The following is a 22,268-nucleotide window of genomic DNA, read 5'->3' on the forward strand; positions in this document are numbered from 1 at the left end:
TCGGGCAGAATCGGTGCCACTATTCGAACTGTGACTTCACGCCGGTCGGACACCGCCACGGAACTCCCACCCCAGGTCGTCGTCCTGTTCGGGGCGACAGGAGACCTGGCCAAGCGAAAACTGCTGTCCGGGATGATGCATCTGGCGCTGTCCGATCTCGCGCCGAACATCCGGGTCGTCGGAACCTCGCTCGAAGAGATGTCGACCGACGAATTCCGCGCTCTCGCTCGCGAATCGATCAACACCTACTCGAGCCGCAAAGTCGGCGACGAGCAGTGGAGTCGTTTCGCCTCGCGATTGACCTACGTGTCGCAGAAGGCAGGACCGGCGGCGCTGGGGGAGGCCGTGGCCGAGGCCGAGATCGAACTCGGAGGAAGCGCCAAACGGCTCCACTACCTGTCCGTTCCGCCGAGAGCTGCTCTGGCAGTGGTGGATACGCTCGCGTCGGCAGATCTGGTCAAGCGCTCCCGAATCATCATGGAGAAGCCGTTCGGCACAGACCTCGAGAGCGCGATCGCCCTGAACGCTCGGGTTCACGAGACGTTCGACGAGGATCAGATCTTCCGGATCGATCACTTTCTCGGCAAGGAACCCGCGCAGAACATCCTGGCCTTCCGCTTCGCCAACGGGTTGTTCGAGCCGATCTGGAATCGCAACTTCATCGATCACGTCCAGATCGACATCCCGGAGAAGCTCGCCCTCGACGGACGAGCCGGGTTCTACGAATCCACCGGCGCGTACAAGGACATGGTGGTCACCCACCTGTTCCAGGTGCTGGCATTCATGGCGATGGAACCGCCGACGGCGCTCGAACCCCGCGCCATCAGCGAGGAGAAGAACAAGGTCTTCCGGTCCATGATGCCGCTCGACCCGAAAAACGTTGTCCGAGGCCAGTACACGGGCTATCGCTCGGAGGAGGGTGTGGCCGCCGACTCCGACACCGACACCTTCGTGGCCCTCAAATGCGAGATCGACAACTGGCGCTGGGCCGGAGTGCCCTTCTACCTGCGCAGCGGCAAACGCCTCGCCGAGGGGCAGCGCATCATCTCGATCGCGTTCAGGGAACCACCGAAGAGCATGTTCCCGGCCGGCTCGGGCGTGGGTGCGCAAGGTCCCGACCACCTGACCTTCGACCTCGCGGACGCCTCGAAGGTGTCACTGTCGTTCTACGGCAAGCGTCCAGGACCCGGTATGCGTCTGGACAAACTCAGCATGCAGTTCGCCATCCAGGAAACCGAGCGGGTCGGCGACGTCCTCGAGGCGTACGAACGGCTCATTCTCGACGCCATGTACGGCGACCACACGCTGTTCACCACAGCCGAGGGTATCGAGCGGCTGTGGCAGGTGTCCGAGCCGCTGCTCGCCGATCCGCCCCCCGTTCGCCTGTACGCACCGGGGTCGTGGGGACCCAACGCGATCCACCAACTCATCGCCCCACACGCGTGGCGGTTGCCGTTCGAGCGGGAGTGGCGCGAGAAGAAGTAGGGCCAGCGCTCGCTCGAACTCCTGGGCTCAGTTGTTCCAGCCGCGTTCCTTGCGCATCTGATCGCGCAGTGCGCCCTGAACTGCTTGCGACAACCACGAATTGAGCGACACTCCGCTGTTGTTCGCGGCGTCCTCGGCACGTTCCTTGATCTGCTCGACCAGTCGCAGCGTCACCCGTCGCACCTCACCGGACACATCGTCCATGGTGGGGTAGTCCTCGGTGACGGGCTCCGCCGGATCGCCGTCGTGCAGACCGGGCACCGGGCTGTCGCGTCGAACATCGGCGTGCGCCTGCGTGCCGTCGAGACGAACGGTGACCGTATGTCCGTCCAGATCGTTCGAGACCTCGGCCGCGAAGTCGGACAGTGCGGTGAGCAGCATCAATCTGGCCGACGCTTCGGCCGTCTTTCCGAGAGCCTCCGCTGTCTGTCGGGTGTGCTCGTCTCCCAGGGCGGCCGCCGCGAGTAGATCCGTGCGCAGTGACGCGGTGTACTTGTCCAGTTCCATGATGCCAGTGTGACGCCATGAATGACGTCGGTCAAGGAGTGCTGGTGGCGTCACGTGTCCGCGCAGTGACGCCATCGCTCGCCGGGCATCGGTGCCGCGTTTAGGGTTGTGCGGTGTCAGCAGAAAACGAAGGTAGAGCTGTGCCGCGGACGGTTGCGTTGAGAGTGCAACTGGTCGCCCGAACCGAGTTCGTTCCGCCCGTCGACATCCCCTGGGAAACCGACGCGGACGGCGGACAGGCGTTGGTCGAGTTCGCCGGACGGGCCTGCTATCAGAGCTGGTCCAAGCCCAATCCCCGGACCGCGACCAACGCGTCGTACTTGCGGCATCTGCTCGACGTCGGACACCTCTCGGTTCTCGAACACGCGAGCGTGAGCTTCTACATCACCGGAATCTCACGCTCGTGCACACACGAGCTGATTCGGCACCGGCACTTCTCCTACTCGCAGCTCTCGCAGCGATTCGTTCCCGAGCACGACGCCAACGTGGTTCTTCCGCCCGCAGTCGAAGGCGATCCCGAACTCGAGGCGCTGTTCGCCGCGGCCACCGAGGCCAGCCGGGCGGCCTACACCGAACTGCTCGGTGCACTCGAAGGAAAGCTGGAATCGGTCACCAACGCCGCGCTGCGAGGTAAGCAGGCGCGTCAGGCGGCCCGGTCGGTGTTGCCGAATGCGACCGAGACGAGGGTGGTGGTGAGCGGAAACTACCGCGCGTGGCGACATTTCGTGTCGATGCGAGCCTCCGAACATGCGGACGTGGAAATTCGACGTGTTGCCGTGGAATGTCTGCGTAAGCTCGTGGACGTGGCTCCGGACGTGTTCGGTGACTTCGAGATCTCGACGCTGCCGGACGGCACGGAAGTCGCCCGCAGCCCGTTCGTGACCGAGGTCTGACGACGAGGTTCGGTTGCCTCGAAGACCGGGTATGCACCGGCGGTGTCGGCGGGGAAGTCCCGCTGCGCGAGAGTGGGCAAAGCACCGGGTAATCTGCTGCCATGACCTACGGTGACGCCGCTCCTTCCGTTGCGCCTGTGTTCGGTACGGTGCTCACCGCCATGGTGACCCCGTTCACAGCGGACGGTAAGTTGGACATCGATGCAGGCGTTCGGCTGGCGCACCACCTCGTCGAGCAAGGTAACGACGGATTGGTTCTGGCCGGCACGACGGGCGAGTCGCCCACCACCACCGAGAACGAGAAGCTCGAACTGCTCCGTGCGGTGATAGCCGCGGTCGGCCATCGGGCTCGCATCATCGCCGGGGCAGGCAGCAACGACACCGCGCACAGCGTCGAACTCGCTCGTGATGCCGCTCGCGCAGGCGCGCACGGTCTTCTGGTCGTCACCCCGTACTACTCGCGGCCACCGCAGGCCGGTCTCTACGCGCACTTCACCGCGGTCGCGAACGCCACCGACCTGCCCGTGATGCTCTACGACATTCCGCCGCGATCGGTCGTTCCCATCGAGACCGAGACACTGCGTCGGCTGGCCGAGCATCCCCGGATCCTCGCGGTCAAGGACGCCAAGGGCGATCTGAACGCCGGTGCCGAACTGATCGCGTCGACCGGATTGCAGTTCTACTCCGGCGACGACCCGCTCAACCTGCCCTGGCTCTCGGTGGGTGCCACCGGCTTCGTCAGCGTCATCGGCCACCTCGTTCCGGCGCGTCTGCGTGAGCTGCACACCGCTTTCATGATGGGCGACATCGCACGCGCACAGGCGATCAACGTCAGCCTCATCCCGGTCATCCGTTCGGTCGCGCGCCTCGGCGGCGTCAGCGCATCGAAGGCCGGCCTTCGCCTCATCGGACTCGATGTCGGCGAACCACGACTTCCCCAGGTGCCACCGAGCATCGACCACATCGAATTGCTCGCAGCAGAGCTGCGGGCGGCAGGAGTTCTTGTATGACACGACCGAACCGATCGCGCGGACGCGCAACCCGAAACGCCGGACCTCCCTCCGAGCGTCCGGCCCCGAAGCAGGGCCAACCGGCAGGATCCCGCCAGGGCAAGCCGATGGTGCAGAACTCTGCGCGCACTCAGCGTCCCGACAAGCGTCGTGAATTCGATCCGACGGAGCGCCTCGGCACACCGCCGAAGGCCCCGTTCAAGGGCCTTCGGGTGGTCGCACTCGGCGGCATCGGAGAAATCGGTCGCAACATGACGGTGTTCGAGCATCAGGGAAAGATGCTGATCATCGACTGCGGCGTGCTCTTTCCCGAGGACCAGCAGCCCGGCGTCGACCTGATCCTGCCCGACTTCCGCCACATCGAGAATCGCATGGCCGACGTCGAGGCAGTGGTCCTGACGCACGGTCACGAGGACCACATCGGAGCAGTGCCGTTCCTGCTGCGTCTGCGTCCCGACCTGCCCGTCGTCGGATCCAAGTTCACCCTCGCACTCGTCGCGGCCAAGTGCCGTGAGCATCGCTTGCGTCCCAACCTCGTCGAGGTCATCGAGGGCCAGCACACCCAGCACGGTCCGTTCGACTGCGAGTACTTCGCGGTGAACCACTCGATTCCCGATGCGCTTGCCATCGCCATCAGGACCGACGCCGGTCTGGTGCTGCACACCGGTGACATCAAGCTCGATCAGCTGCCGCTCGACGGTCGCCTGACCGACCTGGCCGGCTTCTCACGGCTCGGCGACGAGGGCGTCGACCTGTTTCTGGTCGACTCCACCAATGCCGAGGTGCCCGGATTCGTCACGCCGGAACGTGAGATCGGCGGAGTGCTCGACACCGTCATCGGCAAGGCGAAGCAGCGCGTCATCGTCGCGTCGTTCGCCAGTCACGTGCACCGCATCCAGCAGGTCATCGACGTCGCCGAGCGGTACAACCGCCGAGTGGCATTCGTCGGGCGGTCGATGGTCCGCAACATGCAGATCGCTCAGGACCTCGGTTACCTGCGTGTGCCCGACGGCCTCGAGGTCAATGTCGACACGGCCGCAACACTTCCCGACGACCGGTTGGTGCTCATCTCCACCGGCTCGCAGGGCGAGCCGTTGTCGGCGCTGTCCCGGATGGCTCGCGGCGAGCACCGCCAGATCAACGTCAAGGCGAACGACCTCGTGGTGCTGGCGTCCTCGCTGATTCCGGGTAACGAGAACTCGGTGTTCGCAGTGGTCAACGGCCTCGCCAAGCGGGGTGCGACCGTCGTGACGCAGCAGAATGCGAAGGTTCACGTCTCGGGCCATGCCTCGGCGGGCGAGCTGCTGTACCTCTACAACGCGGTGCGGCCCACCAATGCCATGCCGGTACACGGCGAGTGGCGTCACCTGCGCGCCAACGCGGCGCTGGCCAAGGCGACGGGTGTCCCCGAGGACCGCGTGGTGCTGGCCGAGGACGGCGTGGTGGTCGACATGGTCGACGGTCTCGCCGAGATCGTCGGACAGGTGCCCGTGGGGCATGTGTACGTCGACGGCCTCTCGGTCGGTGACGTCGGCGATTCGACGCTCTCCGATCGATTGGTACTGGGCGAGGGCGGATTCATCGCGATCAGCGTTGCCGTCGACTCGGCCACCGGACGTGCGGTGACCGCACCCGAGGTGTCCGGTCGCGGATTCTCCGACGATCCGGCCGCACTCAAGGAGGCCGGTCAACTCGTCGAGTCGGAGTTGCAGCGGTTGGCCTCCGACAACGTGTCCGATACGCATCGCATCGCGCAGGCCGTGCGCCGCGTGGTCGGTCGGTGGGTGGCGGACAAGTATCGCCGCAAGCCGATGATCGTTCCGACGATCATCGCGGTCAAGCCGCAGCCGCAGTCGAACTAGGCACGCCCGCAGCCGAACTGGACGCGATCGGCTAGACGAGCAGTCGCCAGAGTCCGATCAGACCGAGAACGACGATGGCACCACGCAGGGCCGCCGGCGAGAGCCGGCGGCCGTAGCGTGCTCCGACGGCTCCACCGATCAGAGAGCCGACCGCGATCAGTCCGGCTGCCTGCCAACTGATGTCGTCGAATCGAAAGATCGTGTACGTCACCGCCGCAACGACATTGACGACCAGTGACAGCAGATTCTTGGCGGCGTTCATCCGCTGCATGGTTTCGGGGAGCAGTGCCCCCATCACTCCGATGAGCAGAATTCCCTGTGCGGCAGTGAAATAGCCGCCGTAGATGCCGACCAGCAGAGTGCCTCCGGTGACCAACGCCATCCTGGTGCGACCGATGTGGTTCGCGGCCTTGCCCGCGGCCTCCGATCGACGCTTCGCCCAGGCCTGGATTCTCGGTTGTGCGACAACGAGGATCAGCGCGCCGATGAGCAACACCGGAACCACCGCGGCGAACACCGTTTCGGGCAGATGCAGCAGCAGCCAGGCCCCGCCGAGTGCTCCGAAGAACGAGGCAGGCAACTGCCATCGCAGTCGATGCCACTGTCCGCGCAGCTCGCGGCGATATCCCCACGTACCCGAGACACTTCCCGCGACCAGTCCCACCGCATTGGACATGGTGGCAACCACCGGGGGATAGCCGAATGCGACCAACGTCGGAAACGTGATCAACGTCCCGGAGCCGACGACGGCGTTGATGGCTCCGGCTCCGAACCCGGCGAGCAGGATGACGAGAATTTCCGATACCGGCACTGTTGGGAGGTTACCCAGGCGAAGGGTGGTACCCCGCGGCAGGATGCCGCTGGTTCCGTCTGGCCGTAGCCTGGAGCACGTGAGCCTTGCCCAGGATGAACGTTCCCAACTGGTCCAGACCCTTCTCGACGTGGGTCCCGATGCGCCGACGCTGTGCGGTGAGTGGACAGCGGCCGATCTGGCGGCGCATCTCGTCGTTCGGGAGCGACGCCTGGACGCCTCGCCGGGCATATTTCTGTCTCCGCTCGCGGGGTACACGGCGCGGGTTCAGCGATCCGTGGCTAACAAGCCGTTCGCCGCCGTGGTGGAGGACGTTCGGACCGGGCCGCCCATGTGGTCACCGTTCGCACTGCTGGACCCGTTGATCAACCTCGGTGAGATGTTCGTTCATCACGAGGATCTGCGCCGAGCAGGCGAGAATTGGACTCGGCGAGTGTTGCCCACCGCCGTGGAGACCCGACTGTGGACGCAGGTCCGTTTGGTGGGTCGGGGCGGTCATCGCTCGTCACCCGTACCGGTTCACGTACGCACACCCGACGGGCGACGGGCGACGTTCAAAGGCGGGTCCGGCCCCGGCGTCACCGTGGTGGGGGAGCCGTCGGAACTGTTGCTCTACGCATTCGGACGCGACCGGATCGAGGTTCTGTACGAGGGTTCGGCCGACGATGTCGCTGTCGTGAAGGCACTCGATCTGAGCTTCTGACACATTCGGCTCCGCTGTTACTGGTGTTGCGGATGGTTTCGACGGGGCTGTTGCGACTAGCCTGGGGGCATGGCAGGAAAGACCAGCACCTCCACCGCCAGGGCCGGGTCCAGTGGATCCGGCTCCTCGCGCGCGTCCGGCACCGCCCGTAAATCCGGTGGCGGCCGCACCGCGCGCACCGTCACCACGCCCAAGAAGCCCACCGCGCCGCGCAACCCGGCGACCTCCCGTGCGAACGCATCCTCGCGCGGCAAGGGACCCGCCAGGGGTGCGTCGACGGCTCGGCGGCCTGCGGCGAAGAAGAAGTCACGCGGTGCTCTCGATGCGATCGGGCGGGGCATTGCGTCCACCTGGTCGATGGCCGCACGCGGAGTCGGTGCCACGACTCGGACGGTGAGCAAGGCCGCCGACATCGAGCACGGCCACCGCCGGGACGGCATCGCTCTCGGACTGATCGCCGTCAGCGTGGTCGTCGCCGCGAGTGTCTGGTTGAGCGCCGGGGGACCGGTCGGTGAATGGATAGAGGTGGGCATCCGCGCCGTCATCGGCGAAGCCGGCTACGTCGCGCCCGTGCTCGGTGTCGCGATCGCCGTTGTTCTGATGCGGTCCGAACCGCATCCCGAGGTACGACCGCGACTGGTCCTGGGCTCGATCCTGCTCGGTCTGCCGATCCTCGGACTGTGGCACATGGCCGCCGGTTCACCGACCGATGCCGCCGGCCGATCCGAGGGCGCAGGCTTCGTCGGCTACGTAGCGGGCGGACCCATCGCCGACGGCCTCACCGTGTGGCTGGCTGTGCCGCTGCTGCTGCTCGCCGGTCTGTTCGGAGTACTCCTGCTCACCGGCACCACCGTGCGCGACGTGCCGGATCGGATGCGAGCACTGTTCGGCACCGACAGTCGCGGAGACGAATACGACGAGTACGACCCGGCCGACTTCGGCTCCGAGTTCGGAGACGAGGGCTACGGCGACTACGACAGCAACTTCGACGCCGACGGCTACCCGGTCCACGGCAGCGCGGACCCGTACGACAACTACCCGACCGAGGAGTACATCCCGGTCACCAAGCCGCCCCGCGCGCGCAAGACCCCGCCACCCGAGGCGGCCACCGAGGTCATCGTGCCCGACGCGGCTGTCCCCGCACCTGCCCCCGAGCCGGTCGCGCCCCCACGGCCCAAGCCCAAGCCGATCGTCAAAGCGGCCGAACCGAAGCAGGCAGCCGAGGACGACAAGATCGTCGTCGATCGCGTCGTCGACGGCGATTACACGCTTCCGTCGCTGTCGCTGCTGATCGACGGTGATCCGCCCAAGACCCGCAGCCAGGCCAACGACGCCATGATCGAGGCGATCTCCGAGGTACTCGAACAGTTCAAGATCGATGCCGCGGTCACCGGTTTCACCCGTGGGCCCACGGTCACTCGCTACGAGGTGGAGCTCGGACCCGGCGTCAAGGTCGAGAAGATCACCGCGCTCGCACGCAACATCGCCTATGCCGTCGCCACCGACAACGTTCGCCTGCTCGCGCCGATCCCCGGGAAGTCCGCGGTCGGTATCGAGGTACCCAACTCGGACCGGGAGATGGTCCGCCTGGCGGACGTGCTGACCGCGCCGTCGACCCGCAAGGATCACCATCCGTTGGTGATAGGCCTCGGCAAGGACATCGAGGGCGATTTCGTCAGTGCCAACCTCGCGAAGATGCCGCACTTGCTGGTAGCCGGATCCACCGGTTCCGGTAAGTCGAGCTTCGTGAACTCGATGCTCGTTTCGCTACTCGCACGGGCGACGCCGGACGAGGTTCGGATGATCCTGATCGACCCGAAGATGGTGGAGCTGACGCCGTACGAGGGCATTCCACACCTCATCACCCCGATCATCACGCAGCCAAAGAAAGCTGCCGCGGCGTTGGCCTGGCTCGTCGAGGAGATGGAGCAGCGCTACCAGGACATGCAGATCAACAAGGTCCGCCACATCGACGACTTCAACAAGAAGGTGCGTTCCGGCGAGATCACCGCACCCCTCGGCAGCGAGCGCGTCTATCGGCCCTACCCCTACATCCTCGCGATCGTCGACGAGTTGGCCGACCTGATGATGACCGCTCCCCGCGACGTCGAGGAAGCGATCGTGCGGATCACACAGAAGGCACGTGCGGCCGGCATTCACCTGGTGCTCGCCACTCAGCGTCCGTCGGTCGACGTCGTCACCGGTCTGATCAAGACGAACGTGCCGTCGCGTCTGGCCTTCGCGACCTCGTCCCTGACCGACTCTCGCGTCATCCTGGATCAGCCGGGTGCGGAGAAGCTGATCGGTATGGGTGACGCTTTGTTCCTGCCGATGGGCGCGGGCAAGCCGACGCGTATGCAGGGCGCGTTCATCACCGACGAGGAGATCTCTGCGGTCGTCGACTTCGCCAAGAATCAGGCGGAGCCGGAGTACAACGACACCGTCACCGCAGCGAAGGTCTCGGACAAGAAGGATGTCGACCCCGACATCGGCGACGACCTCGACGTGCTGTTGCAGGCGGTCGAGTTGGTCGTGACGAGTCAGTTCGGTTCGACGTCGATGTTGCAGCGGAAATTGAGAGTCGGATTCGCCAAGGCCGGGCGATTGATGGATCTGATGGAGAACCGCGGGGTGGTCGGCCCGAGCGAGGGATCGAAGGCCCGCGAGGTGCTCGTCAAGCCGGACGAGCTCGACGGTCTGCTGTGGTCGATCAAGGGCGGCGACCCGGACGAGCAGCCCGTGTCGGACGAGTTCTGAGCGCTCCCCGGTCCCGGGTGAATGGACCACTGCAGCCGTCTGGGCGGTGCAAGGGTCCATTCACCCGAACCGGGTGAGCGGGCCGATCAGGACGTGAAGGTCCCCATGACGGGCGTCCACTCGTGGAACGTCGCCGTCTCGATGAGGTTCTCCACCGCGAACGGGTCCTGGGCGAACAGTGTTTCGACGGTGGCGGCATCCGGTCCCTCGACCAGCAGCAGCGCTCCGCTGCCGTCGGCGTACGGTCCGCTCGACACCAGCGTCTTCCGGTCGAGCAGATCGGCCAGCCAGGCGCGATGTGCCGCGCGATGGGTGTCGCGTCCCTCCGTGGTGGCGGGGGAGTAGGTGTAAGTGACGGCGATCAGGGGCATGGAGCTCTCTTCCGGATTCGAGGATTGATACCGGAATTCTGTCAGAGCGAGAGCAGCATCCGCGTGTTGCCCAGAGTGTTCGGTTTGACGTAGCTCAGGTCCAGGAATTCGGCCACGCCGGTGTCGTACGACCGGCACATCTCCGCGTAGACCTCCGCCGTGACCGGGGTTCCGTCGATCTCGGCGAACCCGTGTCGGGAGAAGAAATCCACCTCGAAGGTCAGCACGAACACCTTCTGCAGTGCCAGCTCACGAGCGACCTCGATCAGTTTTGCGACGATCAGGTGGCCTGCGCCGTGCCCCTTCGCCGCAGGATCGACGGCCACCGTGCGAACTTCGCCCAGATCGGCCCACAGCACGTGCAACGCACCGCAGCCGATGATCTCACCGTCACGTTCGGCGATCCAGAACTCCTGCACCGCCTCGTAGAGGGTGACGAGGTTCTTCTCGAGCAGGATGCGTCCTGCGTAGATGTCGATCAAACGTTTGATCTCGGGGATGTCGGAGGTCCTGGCTCGACGCACGACGAGGGTGCCGTCGTTCACGGAGCCACGGTCCGCGAGGTCGGAATGCACGTCGGATTCGGGGTCTGCGATGTCGCGACTCGCCCGATTCGGCCCAGAAGTCATGGGGTGAACAGTAGTCAGTCCCTCAACCGATAAACTTTCCGTGTGTCGCTTCTGCAGCTGTGTCCCCGTCTCGGCGGATCGGTGCTGCGCAACAGCGGACATACGAGCCGGTACGTCGTCGACGGCTCGCGGGTGTGCCGATGACCGGGCCGGTTGCGCCCGATCACGGCGTTCCGTCCAGCGGTGAGATTTCCGGCAACCGCGCCTCCGGACCGGATGATGCTCCGCGCACGACGGGGCTGCCCCACAGCAACGCTGTCGCCGGCGGCCCGGACGAGGTGCCGTTGCTCAACATCGCGAACGTGCTCACGGTGCTCCGGATCGCACTGGTTCCGGTCTTTCTCGCAGCGCTGTTCGTCGGCGACGGCCACGACACGTCCTGGCGGCTGACCGCGACCGCGATCTTCGCCGCCGCTGCCATCACCGACCGGATCGACGGCCAGCTGGCCCGCAAGTACGGTCTCGTCACCGACTTCGGGAAGATGGCCGACCCCATCGCCGACAAGGCGTTGATCGGCGCCGCGCTCGTTGGGCTGTCGATGTTGGGCGACCTGTCGTGGTGGGTGACGGTGATCATCGGAGTGCGAGAAATCGGCATCACCGCAGTGCGGTTCGCCGTCATCCGCCACGGCGTCATACCCGCAGGCCGCGGCGGGAAGGTCAAGACACTGGTGCAGACGTTCGCGATTGGGGTGTACCTGTGCCCGCTGCCGAGTGTCGTCGACCCGTTCGCCGTTGCCTTGATGGCGCTGGCGGTACTGCTCACCGTGTACACCGGCCTGGACTACGTGGTGCAGGCCGTTCGCCTGCGCCGAGGCGTGTCCTCGACATGAATCGCTCCGACGTGCCCTCCGCGGCGGCCGTGTCGCGCGCGGGCGAGCAGGATGAGGATTCGGCGGGATACAGTCTTGGAAGCCGTGTCGGAGCAGCTTCGGCACGTGTTGGAGTGAACGGGCATATAGGGTCGGGAACCAATCGGACCGGCTGGGACGTTGAACATCGTGACGGCTCCGGACGAACGAGATATGAACGTTGTCGTCCCGACGGCACAGTCGTCGGCACGAACACCAACGAGGAGGAGCGAGATGGCGCTGCTATTGCGTGAAGCACTCGGCGACAGTTTGCGGCGTACTCGCGTCGCACAGAGCCGAACCCTGCGTGAAGTCTCGAACACCGCACGCGTGAGCCTCGGATACCTTTCCGAGGTGGAACGCGGTCGCAAGGAGGCATCGAGCGAACTCCTCGCCGCGATCTGCGACGCACTCGCCGTCCCGCTCTCGGACGTCATGAGCGATGTCAGTGTGACGCTGTCCGACGCCTCCACCGCCGCAGCGCGGCTCGACGAGGCAGCGGTCGCCACCCGTATCGACGGCGATACTCGCGTCGTGATTCCGGCACCTGCTGCCAGAGCTCTCGCCGCCGCCTAAGATCGGAAAAGCAATCAGTTTCCACTCCTGACCCAGATCACGCACCCGACTTTCACAGCACGGACAGGTTCATTTCGGTCACTGCGAGAGCAGCCGACCCGTACGCGGCCACCGCGGCGCAACAGATGGAGGCAGGACCACCCCATGGCTAATCCTTTCGTCAAAGCCTGGAAGTACATGATGGCGCTCTTCAATTCCAAGATCGACGAGAAGGCCGACCCCAAAGTTCAGATTCAGCAGGCGATCGAGGACGCGCAGCGCCAGCATCAGGCTCTGTCCCAGCAGGCCGCGTCCGTCATCGGTAATCAGCGCCAGCTCGAGATGAAGCTCAGCCGGCAGCTGGACGAGGTCGAGAAGCTCAATGCGAACGCTCGGCAAGCGGTGACGCTGGCCGATCAGGCCGCCACTGCGGGCGACATCGAGAAGGCCACGCAGTACACGAACGCCGCCGAGGCCTTCGCCGCGCAGCTGGTGACCGCCGAGCAGAGCGTCGAGGATCTCAAGGTCCTGCACGATCAGTCGCTGCAGGCGGCCACTCAGGCCAAGAAGGCCGTCGAGCAGAACGCCATGGCCCTGCAGTCGAAGGTCGCAGAACGCACCAAGCTGCTCAGCCAGCTCGAGCAGGCGAAGATGCAGGAAAAGGTCAGCGAATCCCTTCGGTCGATGGACAGCACCCTGTCCGCGCCCGGCAACACCCCGAGCCTCGACGCCGTCCGGGACAAGATCGAACGTCGCTACGCAGACGCCCTGGGATCGGCGGAGCTGGCTCAGAACTCGGTCTCCGGTCGCATGATGGAGGTCCAGCAGGCATCCGTGCAGATGGCGGGCCACAGCCGCCTCGAGCAGATCCGCGCTTCGATGGCAGGCGACTCGCTGCCGTCGGGAAATGCCGCGGCGAAGCCGTCGATTGCCAAGTCCCCGGACGCGACGCCCGAGCCCCCGGCTCAGGCGTAGATCGACCTGACGAACAACTCGGTCGTCCGACAGTAGCGCCGAGATGGGTAGAAGAGATCACGAATCCGGCCGGTCGCGTAAGCGGCCGGCCGTTTCGCTCGATCGAGAATCCGTGACCACCGCCGTCTCCGAGTCCGGTGCAGTGGTCAGATCTCTGGCGGAGTCCGCTCGAAGTGTCGGTACCTCGATCCTCGACGCCGCCGGACGTCGGAAAGACCCCCGTGTCAAGCATCTGAAGAAGATTCGCCGTGCCAGACGACGCGGAATCAGGTTCGGTGCTGCGTCCACGACGACAGCGGTGGGAACCGCGGGGATGGCCGTGCTGTCGGCTCCGGAGTGGACTCTGTTCGTGGGCGGCGGTAGTGCTGCCCTCATGGCGGTACCGGCGGCATTCGCGGTGACGCGGTTGCGGCGTCTTCGCGCCCAACCGGTCCCCGTCGGCCTGCCCACCAAGCGCGTGTCGCCGCAGCGCGGATCCGCCGCGTACGAGTCGATGGCCCGACTGGCCGGTGCCGAGCAGAGTCTGTTCGAGCTGCTGGGGATCCTCGCGAGGTCCGAGACGATCGGTACCGACGACGTCGAGGAGATGATCGGGGTTACTTCCGATGCGGCCCGCGGTCTCGAAGGAGTTGCTGTCGACATCGCCGCTCTGGAACGTGCGGGGGCGGCGAGCGCTGTGACCCGCGAGCACCTCCGCGGCGCAATAGCCTCGGCGGCAGCCGAACTCGCGACCGGGGTCGATCAGTACGAGCAGCTCGTCGCCGCGGCCGCGCGGATGACCGGACCGGCCGGACCGGCGTCGACGACGGTCGTGGAATCGCACCGACGTGAGCTGTTGTCGGCGACGGATCGCCTGCAGGGATGGGCCGAGGCACTCACCGAAATCGATCAGATCCGGTCGCGGCACCGCTGAGACAATTCAGGGTTCACCCCGATGTGTTCGTCGCGGCCGGATGCCAGGATCGACGTACGCGATACGACACGGTGCGCGGCGACACGGTAGGAGCACTCATGTTCTGGAAGATTCTGGGATTCATCGTTCTGATCTGGATTGCGCTCGCGCTTCTGGGCAGCATCATCAAGGGTCTGTTCTGGCTGGTGGTGGCAGGCGCGATCGTGATGGGACTGGTGTGGCTGTACAAGGCGATCGCCTCCGACAACGATCGCTCGTCGCTGAAGTTCTGACGCCGATGCGCCGTTCCGTCACCCGAGAGCAGCAGAGCCCTGCTCGACGAACACCCGAAGGGCCCGCGGTACGCAGCGTGCCGTGACGGGTAGTTCCGCGACACGTTCCCCGTCGGCGTAGGCGACGATTCCGTCGCACCGCAACGTGACCTGCGTCGAGGTGTACGTGTCGACCTCCGGTAAGTCGATGTGTGTTCCCCGATAGAGAGTCGGTGACAGTCCGAGCAGGCGCGTCCGACTCGCCCCGCGAACGACTGTGACATCGAGCAGACCGTCGTCCACTCGCGCGGCAGGGCACACGGCCATGCCGCCTCCGTAACTCCTGCCGTTTCCGACCGCGACCAGGGTGGCATCGAGTCGAAGTTCAGCATCGTCGAGTTCTATGACGTACGGGAGCTTCGTGAGTGACGCCAGCTGTAGCACCATGGCCGCGTTGTACCGGAGAGGTCCGCGCGGCCAGCGCAGTCGCTTGGCCCTCTCGGTGACCAGCGAGTCGAAACCACTGGACAGGACGGTGGTGAACCACCGTTCGCCGATCCGTCCGAGATCGATTGCGCGCGTGACGTTGTCGGCGACGATGTCGGCTGCGTGGGCAGCGTCGTCGCGAGGTAGGCCCAGAGTTCGGGCCAGGTCGTTGCCGGTGCCTGCCGGGATCAGGCCCATCGGAACGTCGGTGCCGGCGAGTACTTGAACGACGAGATTGACGAGCCCGTCGCCGCCGACGGCGACCACGGCGTCCGTACCGCTGCCGACGGCCTTCTCGAGCAATGACAATGCATCCCCGGGCGTGCGGCCTTCGATGGTCGTGACGTGAAGTTCTCGCTCCCGCAAGCGCGCCACGGCGCAGCGCCCGGCGTGGCCCGCGCGACCACCGCCGGCCATCGGATTGGTCAACACCGTCACCGATCGGGTCATGGTCGCAACGATTCGTCGATCACATCGATCAGCTTGCCAGGGTCGACGGTTCCCGTGGTGGTGACCGAGGCGATTCGCAGCGGTATGCCTCCGGCGTACGTTGTTCGGGCGTGTGGCCGGTGATTTCGGGGCCGAAGGTGCGTGTAACCGTGAGGTACTGTAACGAAAGAGACTGTTATTGCTGGAAATACAGTCCTTTTGTCCGAACTACGAAGGGTGGCACGTGATCGAGCAGCCGGTGTCGAGTCCTGCCTCGTCCGAGCCCCTGCAGTCGCCGTCCCGAACAGAAGCTCCCGAGAAGTCGGTCGAAGACGCCGTTCTCGACGCGGCCCGGTCCTGCATCCTCGAACACGGCGTCAAGCGCACCACCTTGGCCGAAATTGCGCGCCGCGCCAAGGTCAGCAGGCCCACCGTGTACCGGAGATGGGCCGACACGCGAGCTGTGGTGTCGAGCCTGCTCACTCGTGAGATCGGTGCCCTGATTCCGAGTTTCGACGCCACCGCGTCGGCTCGCGATCAGATCGTCACTGCCGTGGGTGAAGTGGCCGACCGCATTCGACTCCATCCGTTGTTCGTGAAGATTCTGCGTTCCGATTCCGACGTGCTGGCCACGTACATTCTTCATCGACTCGGAACCAGTCAGTCGTTGATCATCGACGCGTTGTCTTCTCTGGTCGTTGCCGGACAACGTGATTGCTCGATTCGCGCAGGGGATCCCACGACGCTGGCCACGCTGGTGCTACTGATGGTGCAGTCAGCGGTGCAGTCAGCGGAGATGGTGTCCGAGCGCGTCTCGGGGACCGAGGTGACGCGTCAGATGGCGTACGCAGTGGACAGTTACCTGCGGCCCGAGAGTGCGTGAACGAGTCTGCGTGGACCGCGATGCGGGACCGAGTGCACATTTCGCCGCTCGGGTTCGGGCCGGCTCTGTCGACCTGATCCCGGCACCCGTCGAGCGGTACGGCTCGAGTGTGGCACGCTGGGTTCGTGCGAGTAGCAGTGGTGGCCGGGCCCGATCCGGGGCATGCCTTTCCGGCGATCGCGCTGTCCCTGCTCTTCCGCGCGGCAGGCGACGAACCGATCCTCTTCACCGGTAGCCGCTGGGTGCCCGATGCGCACGCAGCGGGGCTGCGGGCGTTTCCGCTGGGTGGTCTTGCGCCGCGGCCGGAGGACGACGATCTCGACGCCGGACAACGTATCCATTCACGGGCGGCGTTCGTCTCGACCGAGTTGCTGCCCGACCTCGCGCGGGAGAACGTCGATCTCGTCGTGTCCGACATCCTGACCGCAGGGGGCGGCATGGCCGCGGAGCGGCTCGGGATCACCTGGGTGGAGCTCTCGCCCCATCCACTGTATTCGCCCTCGAAAGGGTTGCCTCCCATCGGAAGTGGCCTGGCTCCGGGTACCGGGGTTCGCGGCAGGTTGCGCGATACCGTGATGCGCGCGTTGACGGCACGCTCGATCGCTCAGGGACGAGCTCAGCGGTCCAGCGCACGGACGAGCATCGGGCTGCCTGCCGAGGATCCGGGCCCGGCTGCTCGGCTCGTCGCCACCATTCCTGCGCTCGAGGTGCGCCGTCCCGACTGGCCGGAGGACGCACACGTGGTCGGTCCGCTGCTGTGGGAACCGACGGACGACCTGCTCGACACTCCGGACGGCACGTCACCGCTGGTGATGGTCGCGCCGTCGACAGCCTTCACCGGGGCGGAGGGAATGCTCGAGATGGCGCTGAAAGGGTTGGACGGCAGGGGAGTTCGGGTGGTGGCGTCCGTTCTCGACGGAGTTCCCGCCGTACTCCCGAACTGGGCGAACGCCGGTTTGGGCCGCCAGGACCAACTGCTGCGTCATGCCGATGTGGTGGTGTGCGGTGGTGGGCACGGAATGCTGGCCAAGGCGCTCATGCACGGCGTTCCGGTGGTGACCGTCCCGGGCGGTGGCGATCAGTGGGAGCTGGCCAATCGCGCCGCACGGCAGGGGAGCGCCGTCATCGTACGACCCCCGACGCCGACCTCGATCGCCGACGCGGTGGCCACCGTACTGTCCGATCCGCGCTTCGCCCGGGCGGCGGCGACGGCGGCGGACGGGGCGCAGTCCGTCGAGGATCCCGTGTCCGTCTGTCATCGGGTGCTCGACCGCAGCACTCCACGGCGCGGACGTTAGGGTTGTCGTTGTGCGTCTGACCGAATTTCGTGAACTGCTCACCGAGGAGTTCGGCTCCGTTCGTGGCGATTCGCTGCTGACCGATCACGTGCTGTCCGGTATCGGCCGAACCGGAGCGCAGGCCATCGAGGACGGCGTCGATCCACGGGAAGTGTGGCGGTCGATCTGCTACGAGTTCGATGTACCGAGAGAACGCTGGTAGTTCCCCGGGTCCTGTCGATCCTCTCGGCGTGTCGATTGCTGCGGTAGTTGACTCGAACACGTGTTCCCCTATGCTTGGGTCAACGGTTGCCGGTCGGTGTCGAGAAACTTCTTGTCGGTACCCCGATCTAGCGTTACCGACGACAAAGCTGATCGACACGACACAGCTGAACGACACGACACAGGGAGCTCACGATGGCTGCATACGATCGCGACAAAGCGCTCGATCTCGCACTCGCGCAGATCGACAAGAACTTCGGCAAGGGTTCGGTGATGCGCCTCGGTGACGAGGTCCGCCAGCCCATTGCCGTCATCCCCACGGGATCGATCGCGCTCGATGTGGCACTCGGCATCGGAGGGTTGCCGCGTGGACGTGTCATCGAGGTCTACGGTCCGGAATCCTCGGGTAAGACCACCGTCGCCCTGCATGCGGTGGCCAGTGCTCAGCGAGCAGGCGGCATCGCGGCCTTCATCGACGCCGAGCACGCTCTGGATCCGGACTACGCCAAGAAGCTCGGTGTCGACACCGATGCATTGCTGGTGTCGCAGCCCGATACCGGTGAACAGGCTCTCGAGATCGCCGACATGCTGATCCGTTCGGGTGCACTCGACATCCTCGTGATCGACTCCGTGGCGGCACTGGTACCGCGCGCCGAGATCGAGGGCGAGATGGGCGACAGTCACGTCGGTCTGCAGGCCCGCCTGATGAGCCAGGCGTTGCGCAAGATCACCGGCGCGATGAGCAACTCCGGTACCACCGTGATCTTCATCAACCAGCTGCGCGAGAAGATCGGCGTCATGTTCGGCTCTCCCGAAACCACCACCGGTGGTAAGGCATTGAAGTTCTATGCCTCGGTTCGCCTCGACATCCGCCGCATCGAGACCCTGAAGGACGGAACCGACGCCATCGGTAACCGCACCCGGGTCAAGGTGGTCAAGAACAAGGTTGCGCCGCCGTTCAAGCAGGCCGAGTTCGACATCATCTACGGCAAGGGCATCAGCCGCGAGGGCTCGTTGATCGACATGGGGGTCGAGCACGGCTTCATCCGCAAGTCGGGTTCGTGGTTCACCTACGAGGGTGACCAGCTCGGTCAGGGCAAGGAGAACGCCCGCAAGTTCATGCTCGAGAACCCCGACGTGCGGGACGAGATCGAGAAGAAGATCATGGAGAAGCTGCAGATCGGCGCGGACGTCACCGCGGAGGAGCCTGCAGCCGCTCCGGTGGACTTCTAACCTGTTGTCGCTGTGCAGCAGCGAGACGAGGGTGGCGGCACCGAGGCGCAGGCGAAAGATGTCTGCCTTCGGTTGCTGACCGACCGAGCGCGTAGCAGGCACGAACTCGAAGCAAATCTTGCGAAGAAGGGCTTCACTGCCGAGATCGCGAACGCCGTTCTCGACCGGCTCGAAAAGGCAAAGCTTGTCGATGACGAGTCCTTCGCGCAGCAATGGGTTCAATCCCGGCACGAGTACTCGGGCAAGGGTAAACGCGCACTGAGTATGGAGCTCCGCAACAAGGGAGTCAGTAACGAACTCGCCCTGCACGCACTGGATACGATCGATGCCGACGACGAACGTCAGCGCGCAGCCGAGCTGGTACGCAAGCGATTTCGCACACTGCAGTTGCCGGACTCGAGTGGGCCGGATGCCCGCGCCGAGCGTGACAAGGTTGTCCGAAAATTGGTCGGTATGCTCGCGCGCCGTGGCTACTCGCAGGGCATGGCGTTCGCGGTGGTCAAGGAGCAACTCGACCGCGCAGGTGCCGACACCGAAGGCTTCGACGGCCCAGACTCGATGTGATCGTCCACCTCGAGTAGTAGCCGTCGAGAAAGAGTAAGGCCCGCAACACCATCGGTGTTGCGGGCCTTACTCGTTGCCGGCGATGGTGATCAGGCTGCCTGACCACCGTCGAGAGCGGGAACCACGTCGGTCGCGCCGGCTTTGCGCTTACGCGAACGCAAACGACGTTCGACCACGGTGGCCAGCTTCGTCAACGCGGAGTTGATGATGATCATGATGACGGCGACGATGATCAGCGAGGGGAGGTAGTTGCTGTAGAACGCGCCTACCTGCTGACCGGAACGGACCACTTCGACGTACCCGATGACGTAACCGAGCGCCGAGTCCTTCAACGCCACAACCATCTGCGAAATGATCGCCGGAAGCATGGCGGTGACGGCCTGGGGGAGCAGAACCAGAAGCATGACCTGGCTCTTGCGCATTCCCAGCGCGGATGCAGCTTCCCGCTGACCCTTGGGCAGTGAATTGACTCCCGCGCGAACGATTTCGGCGATGACCGATCCGTTGTACAGCGTCAGGCCGGTGACCACGGCCGCCAACGCCAGGTACTTGACCTTGAAGACCTCGTAATCGGCGTAGACCGCGTACAGGAAGATCATCAGAATCAGTACGGGTACTGCGCGGAACACCTCGACGATCGCGCCGCTGACGATCCGTACCGCGCGATGATCCGAGAGGCGGCCGATACCGAGGACGGCACCGAGGATCAGTGCGAACACGATCGAGAGCGCCGCTGCAACCAGCGTGCCCTGGATTCCGGGGATCAGATACGTGGTCCACGTGGTCGATTCGAGGAACGGATCCCACTTCTCGGCGGTCAACTGACCTTTGGAGTCGAGTGCTCGGTAGATGAGGAACGCGACGCCCAGCGAGACGACGGCAACGACCCCGGTCAGAATCCGGTAGCGCAGCACCGCTTTCGGGCCCGGAACGTCGTAGAGAACTGCTACTGCATCACTCATCATGACACCGCCAATCGCTTGCTGATGTAGCCGAACAGCAACCCGGTCGGGAGCGTCAGGATCATGAAACCGAGCGCGAAGATGCCGCCGACCACGAAGATCGCGGCCTCGTTCTCGATCATGTTCTTCATCAGGAACGACGCCTCGGCGACGCCGATGACCGATGCGATCGTCGTGTTCTTCGTCAGTGCGATCACGACACTGCCGAGCGGTCCGACCACGGCGCGGAACGCCTGTGGCAGAACGACGATGGAGATGTTCTGGGTGAACGTCATACCCAGTGAGCGGCCGGCCTCGGCCTGACCGACGGGGACCGTGTTGATTCCCGATCGCAGAGATTCTGCGACGAACGACGCGGTGTAGACACTCAGACCGAGGATTGCCAGGCGGAAGTTGTTGTCGTCGAGGAAGGTCGAGGACGATTCCGACGCGAGCGAGACACCCATGGTCTGGTACAGGCCGAACGAGGTGAACAGGATGATCAGGGTCAACGGGGTGTTACGAAAGATGGTGACGTACGTCGCAGCGATGCCACGCGCGATCGGGATGGGTGACACCCGCATCGCGGCAATGATCGTTCCGATGACCAGCGCGCCGACGAGGGATGCCAACGTCAGGTAGATGGTCGAGAGAAACGCGTCGATCAATTGATCGCCGTACTTGCTCAATAGGTTCACGGTGCTTGTTGATCCTCACGGCTCGGCGAGATCCAACCGTCGTGTTCCGCGCGCACGCGCTCGCGGAACACGACGAGAGGGTCGATCAGTAGCGGTCGACGGTGGGCGGGGTCGGCAGCGGGTAGCCCGATGCGCCCACGGTGTCGTTGAAGGCCTGCTCCCATGCACCGCTCGACACCATCTCCTCGATGGCGTCGTTGATCTGGTTACGTCCTTCGGTGTCGTCCTTGTTCAGGCCGATGCCGTAGTTCTCCGTGGTGAACGGCTCACCGACCACCTTGAACTGTCCGGGGGACTGAGCGGCGTAGCCGGCGAGGATGATGTCGTCGGTGGTCACCGCATCGACGGTGCCGTTGCGCAGCGCCTCGACGCATGCGGAGTACGTGTCGAACGGCTGCAGCTGCACGCCGGGGTACTCGTCGGCGATGTTCTGGGCCGGGGTGGAACCGGTGACCGAGCAGAGTCGCTTGCCGTCGTTGAGCGAATCGGCACCGGTGATGTCGGTGTTGTCCTCACGAACGAGCAACGACTGTCCCGCCACGAAGTACGGGCCGGCGAAACCGACCTTTTCCTTGCGGGTGTCGGTGATGGAGTAGGTGGCGACGATGTAGTCGACCTCGCCGTTCTCGATCAGAGTCTCGCGCTGCGCCGAGGGGGACTCCTTGAACTCGATGTTGGCCTCGTCGACACCGAGCTTGCCGGCGACGTACTTGGCCACCTCGACGTCGAAGCCGCTGAACGTGCCGTCGGGATTGCGCAGACCGAGACCGGGCTGGTCGAACTTGATGCCGACGATGAGGTTGCCGGACTCGGCGCTGCTCGAGATGGTGCGAGCTTCCTCTCCGCCGCCGCAGGCGGTGGCGACGATGGACAGAGCGGCGATGGCGACACCGAAGCGAAGCGGTCGGGTGATTCTCACAGTGAATGTCCTTAGGGATCGGTTCGGGTATTCGGGGTGAACG

At 65.0% G+C, this 22,268-nt stretch carries 24 protein-coding genes; 16 read left to right on the forward strand and 8 right to left on the reverse strand.

All coding sequences use genetic code 11. The annotated features are described in order from the left end of the window. The first annotated feature begins 30 nt into the window (after nucleotides 1-30). A complete protein-coding gene (gene zwf, locus CH274_RS07450; RefSeq protein ID WP_032398392.1) occupies nucleotides 31-1,485 on the forward strand; it encodes a glucose-6-phosphate dehydrogenase in 1,455 nt (484 codons plus the stop codon). Nucleotides 1,486-1,512: 27 nt separating this feature from the next. On the opposite strand, the gene CH274_RS07455 is transcribed toward zwf, so the two are convergent. Continuing rightward, a complete protein-coding gene (locus tag CH274_RS07455; protein WP_032397877.1) occupies nucleotides 1,513-1,992 on the reverse strand; it encodes a hypothetical protein in 480 nt (159 codons plus the stop codon). Nucleotides 1,993-2,132: 140 nt separating this feature from the next. Between CH274_RS07455 and thyX the strand changes: the two genes are divergently transcribed. The 3 genes from thyX (at nucleotide 2,133) to CH274_RS07470 (ending at nucleotide 5,757) form a co-directional block, all read left to right on the forward strand. Then, nucleotides 2,133-2,885 (forward strand): FAD-dependent thymidylate synthase, encoded by a 753-nt coding sequence (gene thyX / locus CH274_RS07460; RefSeq protein ID WP_032397878.1) that lies wholly within the window; start codon nucleotides 2,133-2,135, stop codon nucleotides 2,883-2,885. A gap of 101 nt (nucleotides 2,886-2,986) precedes the next feature. Next, nucleotides 2,987-3,895, forward strand: coding sequence for a 4-hydroxy-tetrahydrodipicolinate synthase (gene dapA / locus CH274_RS07465; RefSeq protein ID WP_027496818.1), 909 nt, complete (start codon nucleotides 2,987-2,989; stop codon nucleotides 3,893-3,895). A 107-nt stretch (nucleotides 3,896-4,002) separates the two neighbouring features. Then, nucleotides 4,003-5,757: a ribonuclease J gene (locus CH274_RS07470; protein WP_032397879.1), complete on the forward strand. Its 1,755-nt coding sequence runs from the start codon at nucleotides 4,003-4,005 to the stop codon at nucleotides 5,755-5,757. Between the two features lie 31 nt (nucleotides 5,758-5,788). Here CH274_RS07470 and CH274_RS07475 read toward each other — a convergent pair whose 3' ends face one another. Then, complete coding sequence (locus tag CH274_RS07475; protein ID WP_032397880.1) at nucleotides 5,789-6,568, reverse strand: sulfite exporter TauE/SafE family protein; 780 nt, start codon at nucleotides 6,566-6,568, stop codon at nucleotides 5,789-5,791. A 79-nt stretch (nucleotides 6,569-6,647) separates the two neighbouring features. Between CH274_RS07475 and CH274_RS07480 the strand changes: the two genes are divergently transcribed. Both CH274_RS07480 and CH274_RS07485 read left to right on the forward strand, forming a co-directional pair. Further along, complete coding sequence (locus CH274_RS07480) at nucleotides 6,648-7,271, forward strand: TIGR03085 family metal-binding protein (RefSeq protein ID WP_032397881.1); 624 nt, start codon at nucleotides 6,648-6,650, stop codon at nucleotides 7,269-7,271. A 69-nt stretch (nucleotides 7,272-7,340) separates the two neighbouring features. Next, nucleotides 7,341-10,028 (forward strand): DNA translocase FtsK, encoded by a 2,688-nt coding sequence (locus CH274_RS07485; protein ID WP_179275658.1) that lies wholly within the window; start codon nucleotides 7,341-7,343, stop codon nucleotides 10,026-10,028. Between the two features lie 86 nt (nucleotides 10,029-10,114). Here CH274_RS07485 and CH274_RS07490 read toward each other — a convergent pair whose 3' ends face one another. Together CH274_RS07490 and CH274_RS07495 are read right to left on the reverse strand one after the other, a co-directional pair. Next, nucleotides 10,115-10,399, reverse strand: coding sequence for a YciI family protein (locus CH274_RS07490; protein WP_032397882.1), 285 nt, complete (start codon nucleotides 10,397-10,399; stop codon nucleotides 10,115-10,117). 41 nt (nucleotides 10,400-10,440) lie between these two features. Beyond that, nucleotides 10,441-11,028: an amino-acid N-acetyltransferase gene (locus tag CH274_RS07495; RefSeq protein WP_230597007.1), complete on the reverse strand. Its 588-nt coding sequence runs from the start codon at nucleotides 11,026-11,028 to the stop codon at nucleotides 10,441-10,443. Nucleotides 11,029-11,168: 140 nt separating this feature from the next. Here CH274_RS07495 and pgsA point away from each other — a divergent pair, with 140 nt between their 5' ends. The 5 genes from pgsA (at nucleotide 11,169) to CH274_RS29110 (ending at nucleotide 14,594) form a co-directional block, all read left to right on the forward strand. Continuing rightward, on the forward strand, nucleotides 11,169-11,861 hold the full coding sequence (pgsA, locus tag CH274_RS07500) for a CDP-diacylglycerol--glycerol-3-phosphate 3-phosphatidyltransferase (protein ID WP_373453911.1): 693 nt from the start codon (nucleotides 11,169-11,171) through the stop codon (nucleotides 11,859-11,861). A gap of 252 nt (nucleotides 11,862-12,113) precedes the next feature. Then, nucleotides 12,114-12,455, forward strand: coding sequence for a helix-turn-helix domain-containing protein (locus tag CH274_RS07505; protein ID WP_032397883.1), 342 nt, complete (start codon nucleotides 12,114-12,116; stop codon nucleotides 12,453-12,455). Between the two features lie 144 nt (nucleotides 12,456-12,599). Next, nucleotides 12,600-13,409, forward strand: coding sequence for a PspA/IM30 family protein (locus CH274_RS07510; RefSeq protein ID WP_037189526.1), 810 nt, complete (start codon nucleotides 12,600-12,602; stop codon nucleotides 13,407-13,409). Between the two features lie 112 nt (nucleotides 13,410-13,521). Continuing rightward, nucleotides 13,522-14,322, forward strand: a complete 801-nt coding sequence (gene pspM / locus CH274_RS07515) for a phage shock envelope stress response protein PspM (protein ID WP_179272752.1) — start codon at nucleotides 13,522-13,524, stop codon at nucleotides 14,320-14,322. Between the two features lie 98 nt (nucleotides 14,323-14,420). Beyond that, on the forward strand, nucleotides 14,421-14,594 hold the full coding sequence (locus tag CH274_RS29110; RefSeq protein WP_032398397.1) for a hypothetical protein: 174 nt from the start codon (nucleotides 14,421-14,423) through the stop codon (nucleotides 14,592-14,594). A gap of 18 nt (nucleotides 14,595-14,612) precedes the next feature. Here CH274_RS29110 and CH274_RS07525 read toward each other — a convergent pair whose 3' ends face one another. Beyond that, nucleotides 14,613-15,509 (reverse strand): diacylglycerol kinase, encoded by an 897-nt coding sequence (locus CH274_RS07525; protein WP_094631730.1) that lies wholly within the window; start codon nucleotides 15,507-15,509, stop codon nucleotides 14,613-14,615. Nucleotides 15,510-15,774: 265 nt separating this feature from the next. Between CH274_RS07525 and CH274_RS07530 the strand changes: the two genes are divergently transcribed. The 5 genes from CH274_RS07530 to CH274_RS07550 all read left to right on the forward strand — a co-directional run bounded on the left by CH274_RS07530 (nucleotide 15,775) and on the right by CH274_RS07550 (nucleotide 19,667). After that, complete coding sequence (locus CH274_RS07530) at nucleotides 15,775-16,371, forward strand: TetR/AcrR family transcriptional regulator (protein ID WP_052050488.1); 597 nt, start codon at nucleotides 15,775-15,777, stop codon at nucleotides 16,369-16,371. Nucleotides 16,372-16,496: 125 nt separating this feature from the next. Continuing rightward, nucleotides 16,497-17,669: a glycosyltransferase gene (locus CH274_RS07535; protein WP_179275659.1), complete on the forward strand. Its 1,173-nt coding sequence runs from the start codon at nucleotides 16,497-16,499 to the stop codon at nucleotides 17,667-17,669. A gap of 10 nt (nucleotides 17,670-17,679) precedes the next feature. Next, the gene (locus CH274_RS07540) at nucleotides 17,680-17,871 is read left to right on the forward strand and encodes a DUF3046 domain-containing protein (protein ID WP_032397886.1); all 192 of its coding nucleotides are present in this window, start codon (nucleotides 17,680-17,682) and stop codon (nucleotides 17,869-17,871) included. Between the two features lie 194 nt (nucleotides 17,872-18,065). Continuing rightward, nucleotides 18,066-19,103: a recombinase RecA gene (recA, locus tag CH274_RS07545; protein ID WP_008716921.1), complete on the forward strand. Its 1,038-nt coding sequence runs from the start codon at nucleotides 18,066-18,068 to the stop codon at nucleotides 19,101-19,103. Nucleotides 19,104-19,115: 12 nt separating this feature from the next. Then, a complete protein-coding gene (locus CH274_RS07550; RefSeq protein WP_094657057.1) occupies nucleotides 19,116-19,667 on the forward strand; it encodes a regulatory protein RecX in 552 nt (183 codons plus the stop codon). Nucleotides 19,668-19,756: 89 nt separating this feature from the next. Here CH274_RS07550 and CH274_RS07555 read toward each other — a convergent pair whose 3' ends face one another. From CH274_RS07555 to CH274_RS07565, 3 genes are all read right to left on the reverse strand, one after another. Then, a complete protein-coding gene (locus CH274_RS07555; RefSeq protein ID WP_032397888.1) occupies nucleotides 19,757-20,629 on the reverse strand; it encodes an amino acid ABC transporter permease in 873 nt (290 codons plus the stop codon). Then, complete coding sequence (locus tag CH274_RS07560) at nucleotides 20,629-21,306, reverse strand: amino acid ABC transporter permease (RefSeq protein WP_032377154.1); 678 nt, start codon at nucleotides 21,304-21,306, stop codon at nucleotides 20,629-20,631. The genes CH274_RS07555 and CH274_RS07560 overlap by 1 nt, the downstream gene beginning before the upstream one ends. Nucleotides 21,307-21,391: 85 nt before the next feature. Continuing rightward, nucleotides 21,392-22,225 (reverse strand): glutamate ABC transporter substrate-binding protein, encoded by an 834-nt coding sequence (locus tag CH274_RS07565; protein WP_045195442.1) that lies wholly within the window; start codon nucleotides 22,223-22,225, stop codon nucleotides 21,392-21,394. Nucleotides 22,226-22,268: the final 43 nt, after the last annotated feature.

The sequence above is a fragment of the Rhodococcus sp. 06-418-5 genome (assembly GCF_002258285.1).
GTDB lineage: Bacteria > Actinomycetota > Actinomycetes > Mycobacteriales > Mycobacteriaceae > Rhodococcoides.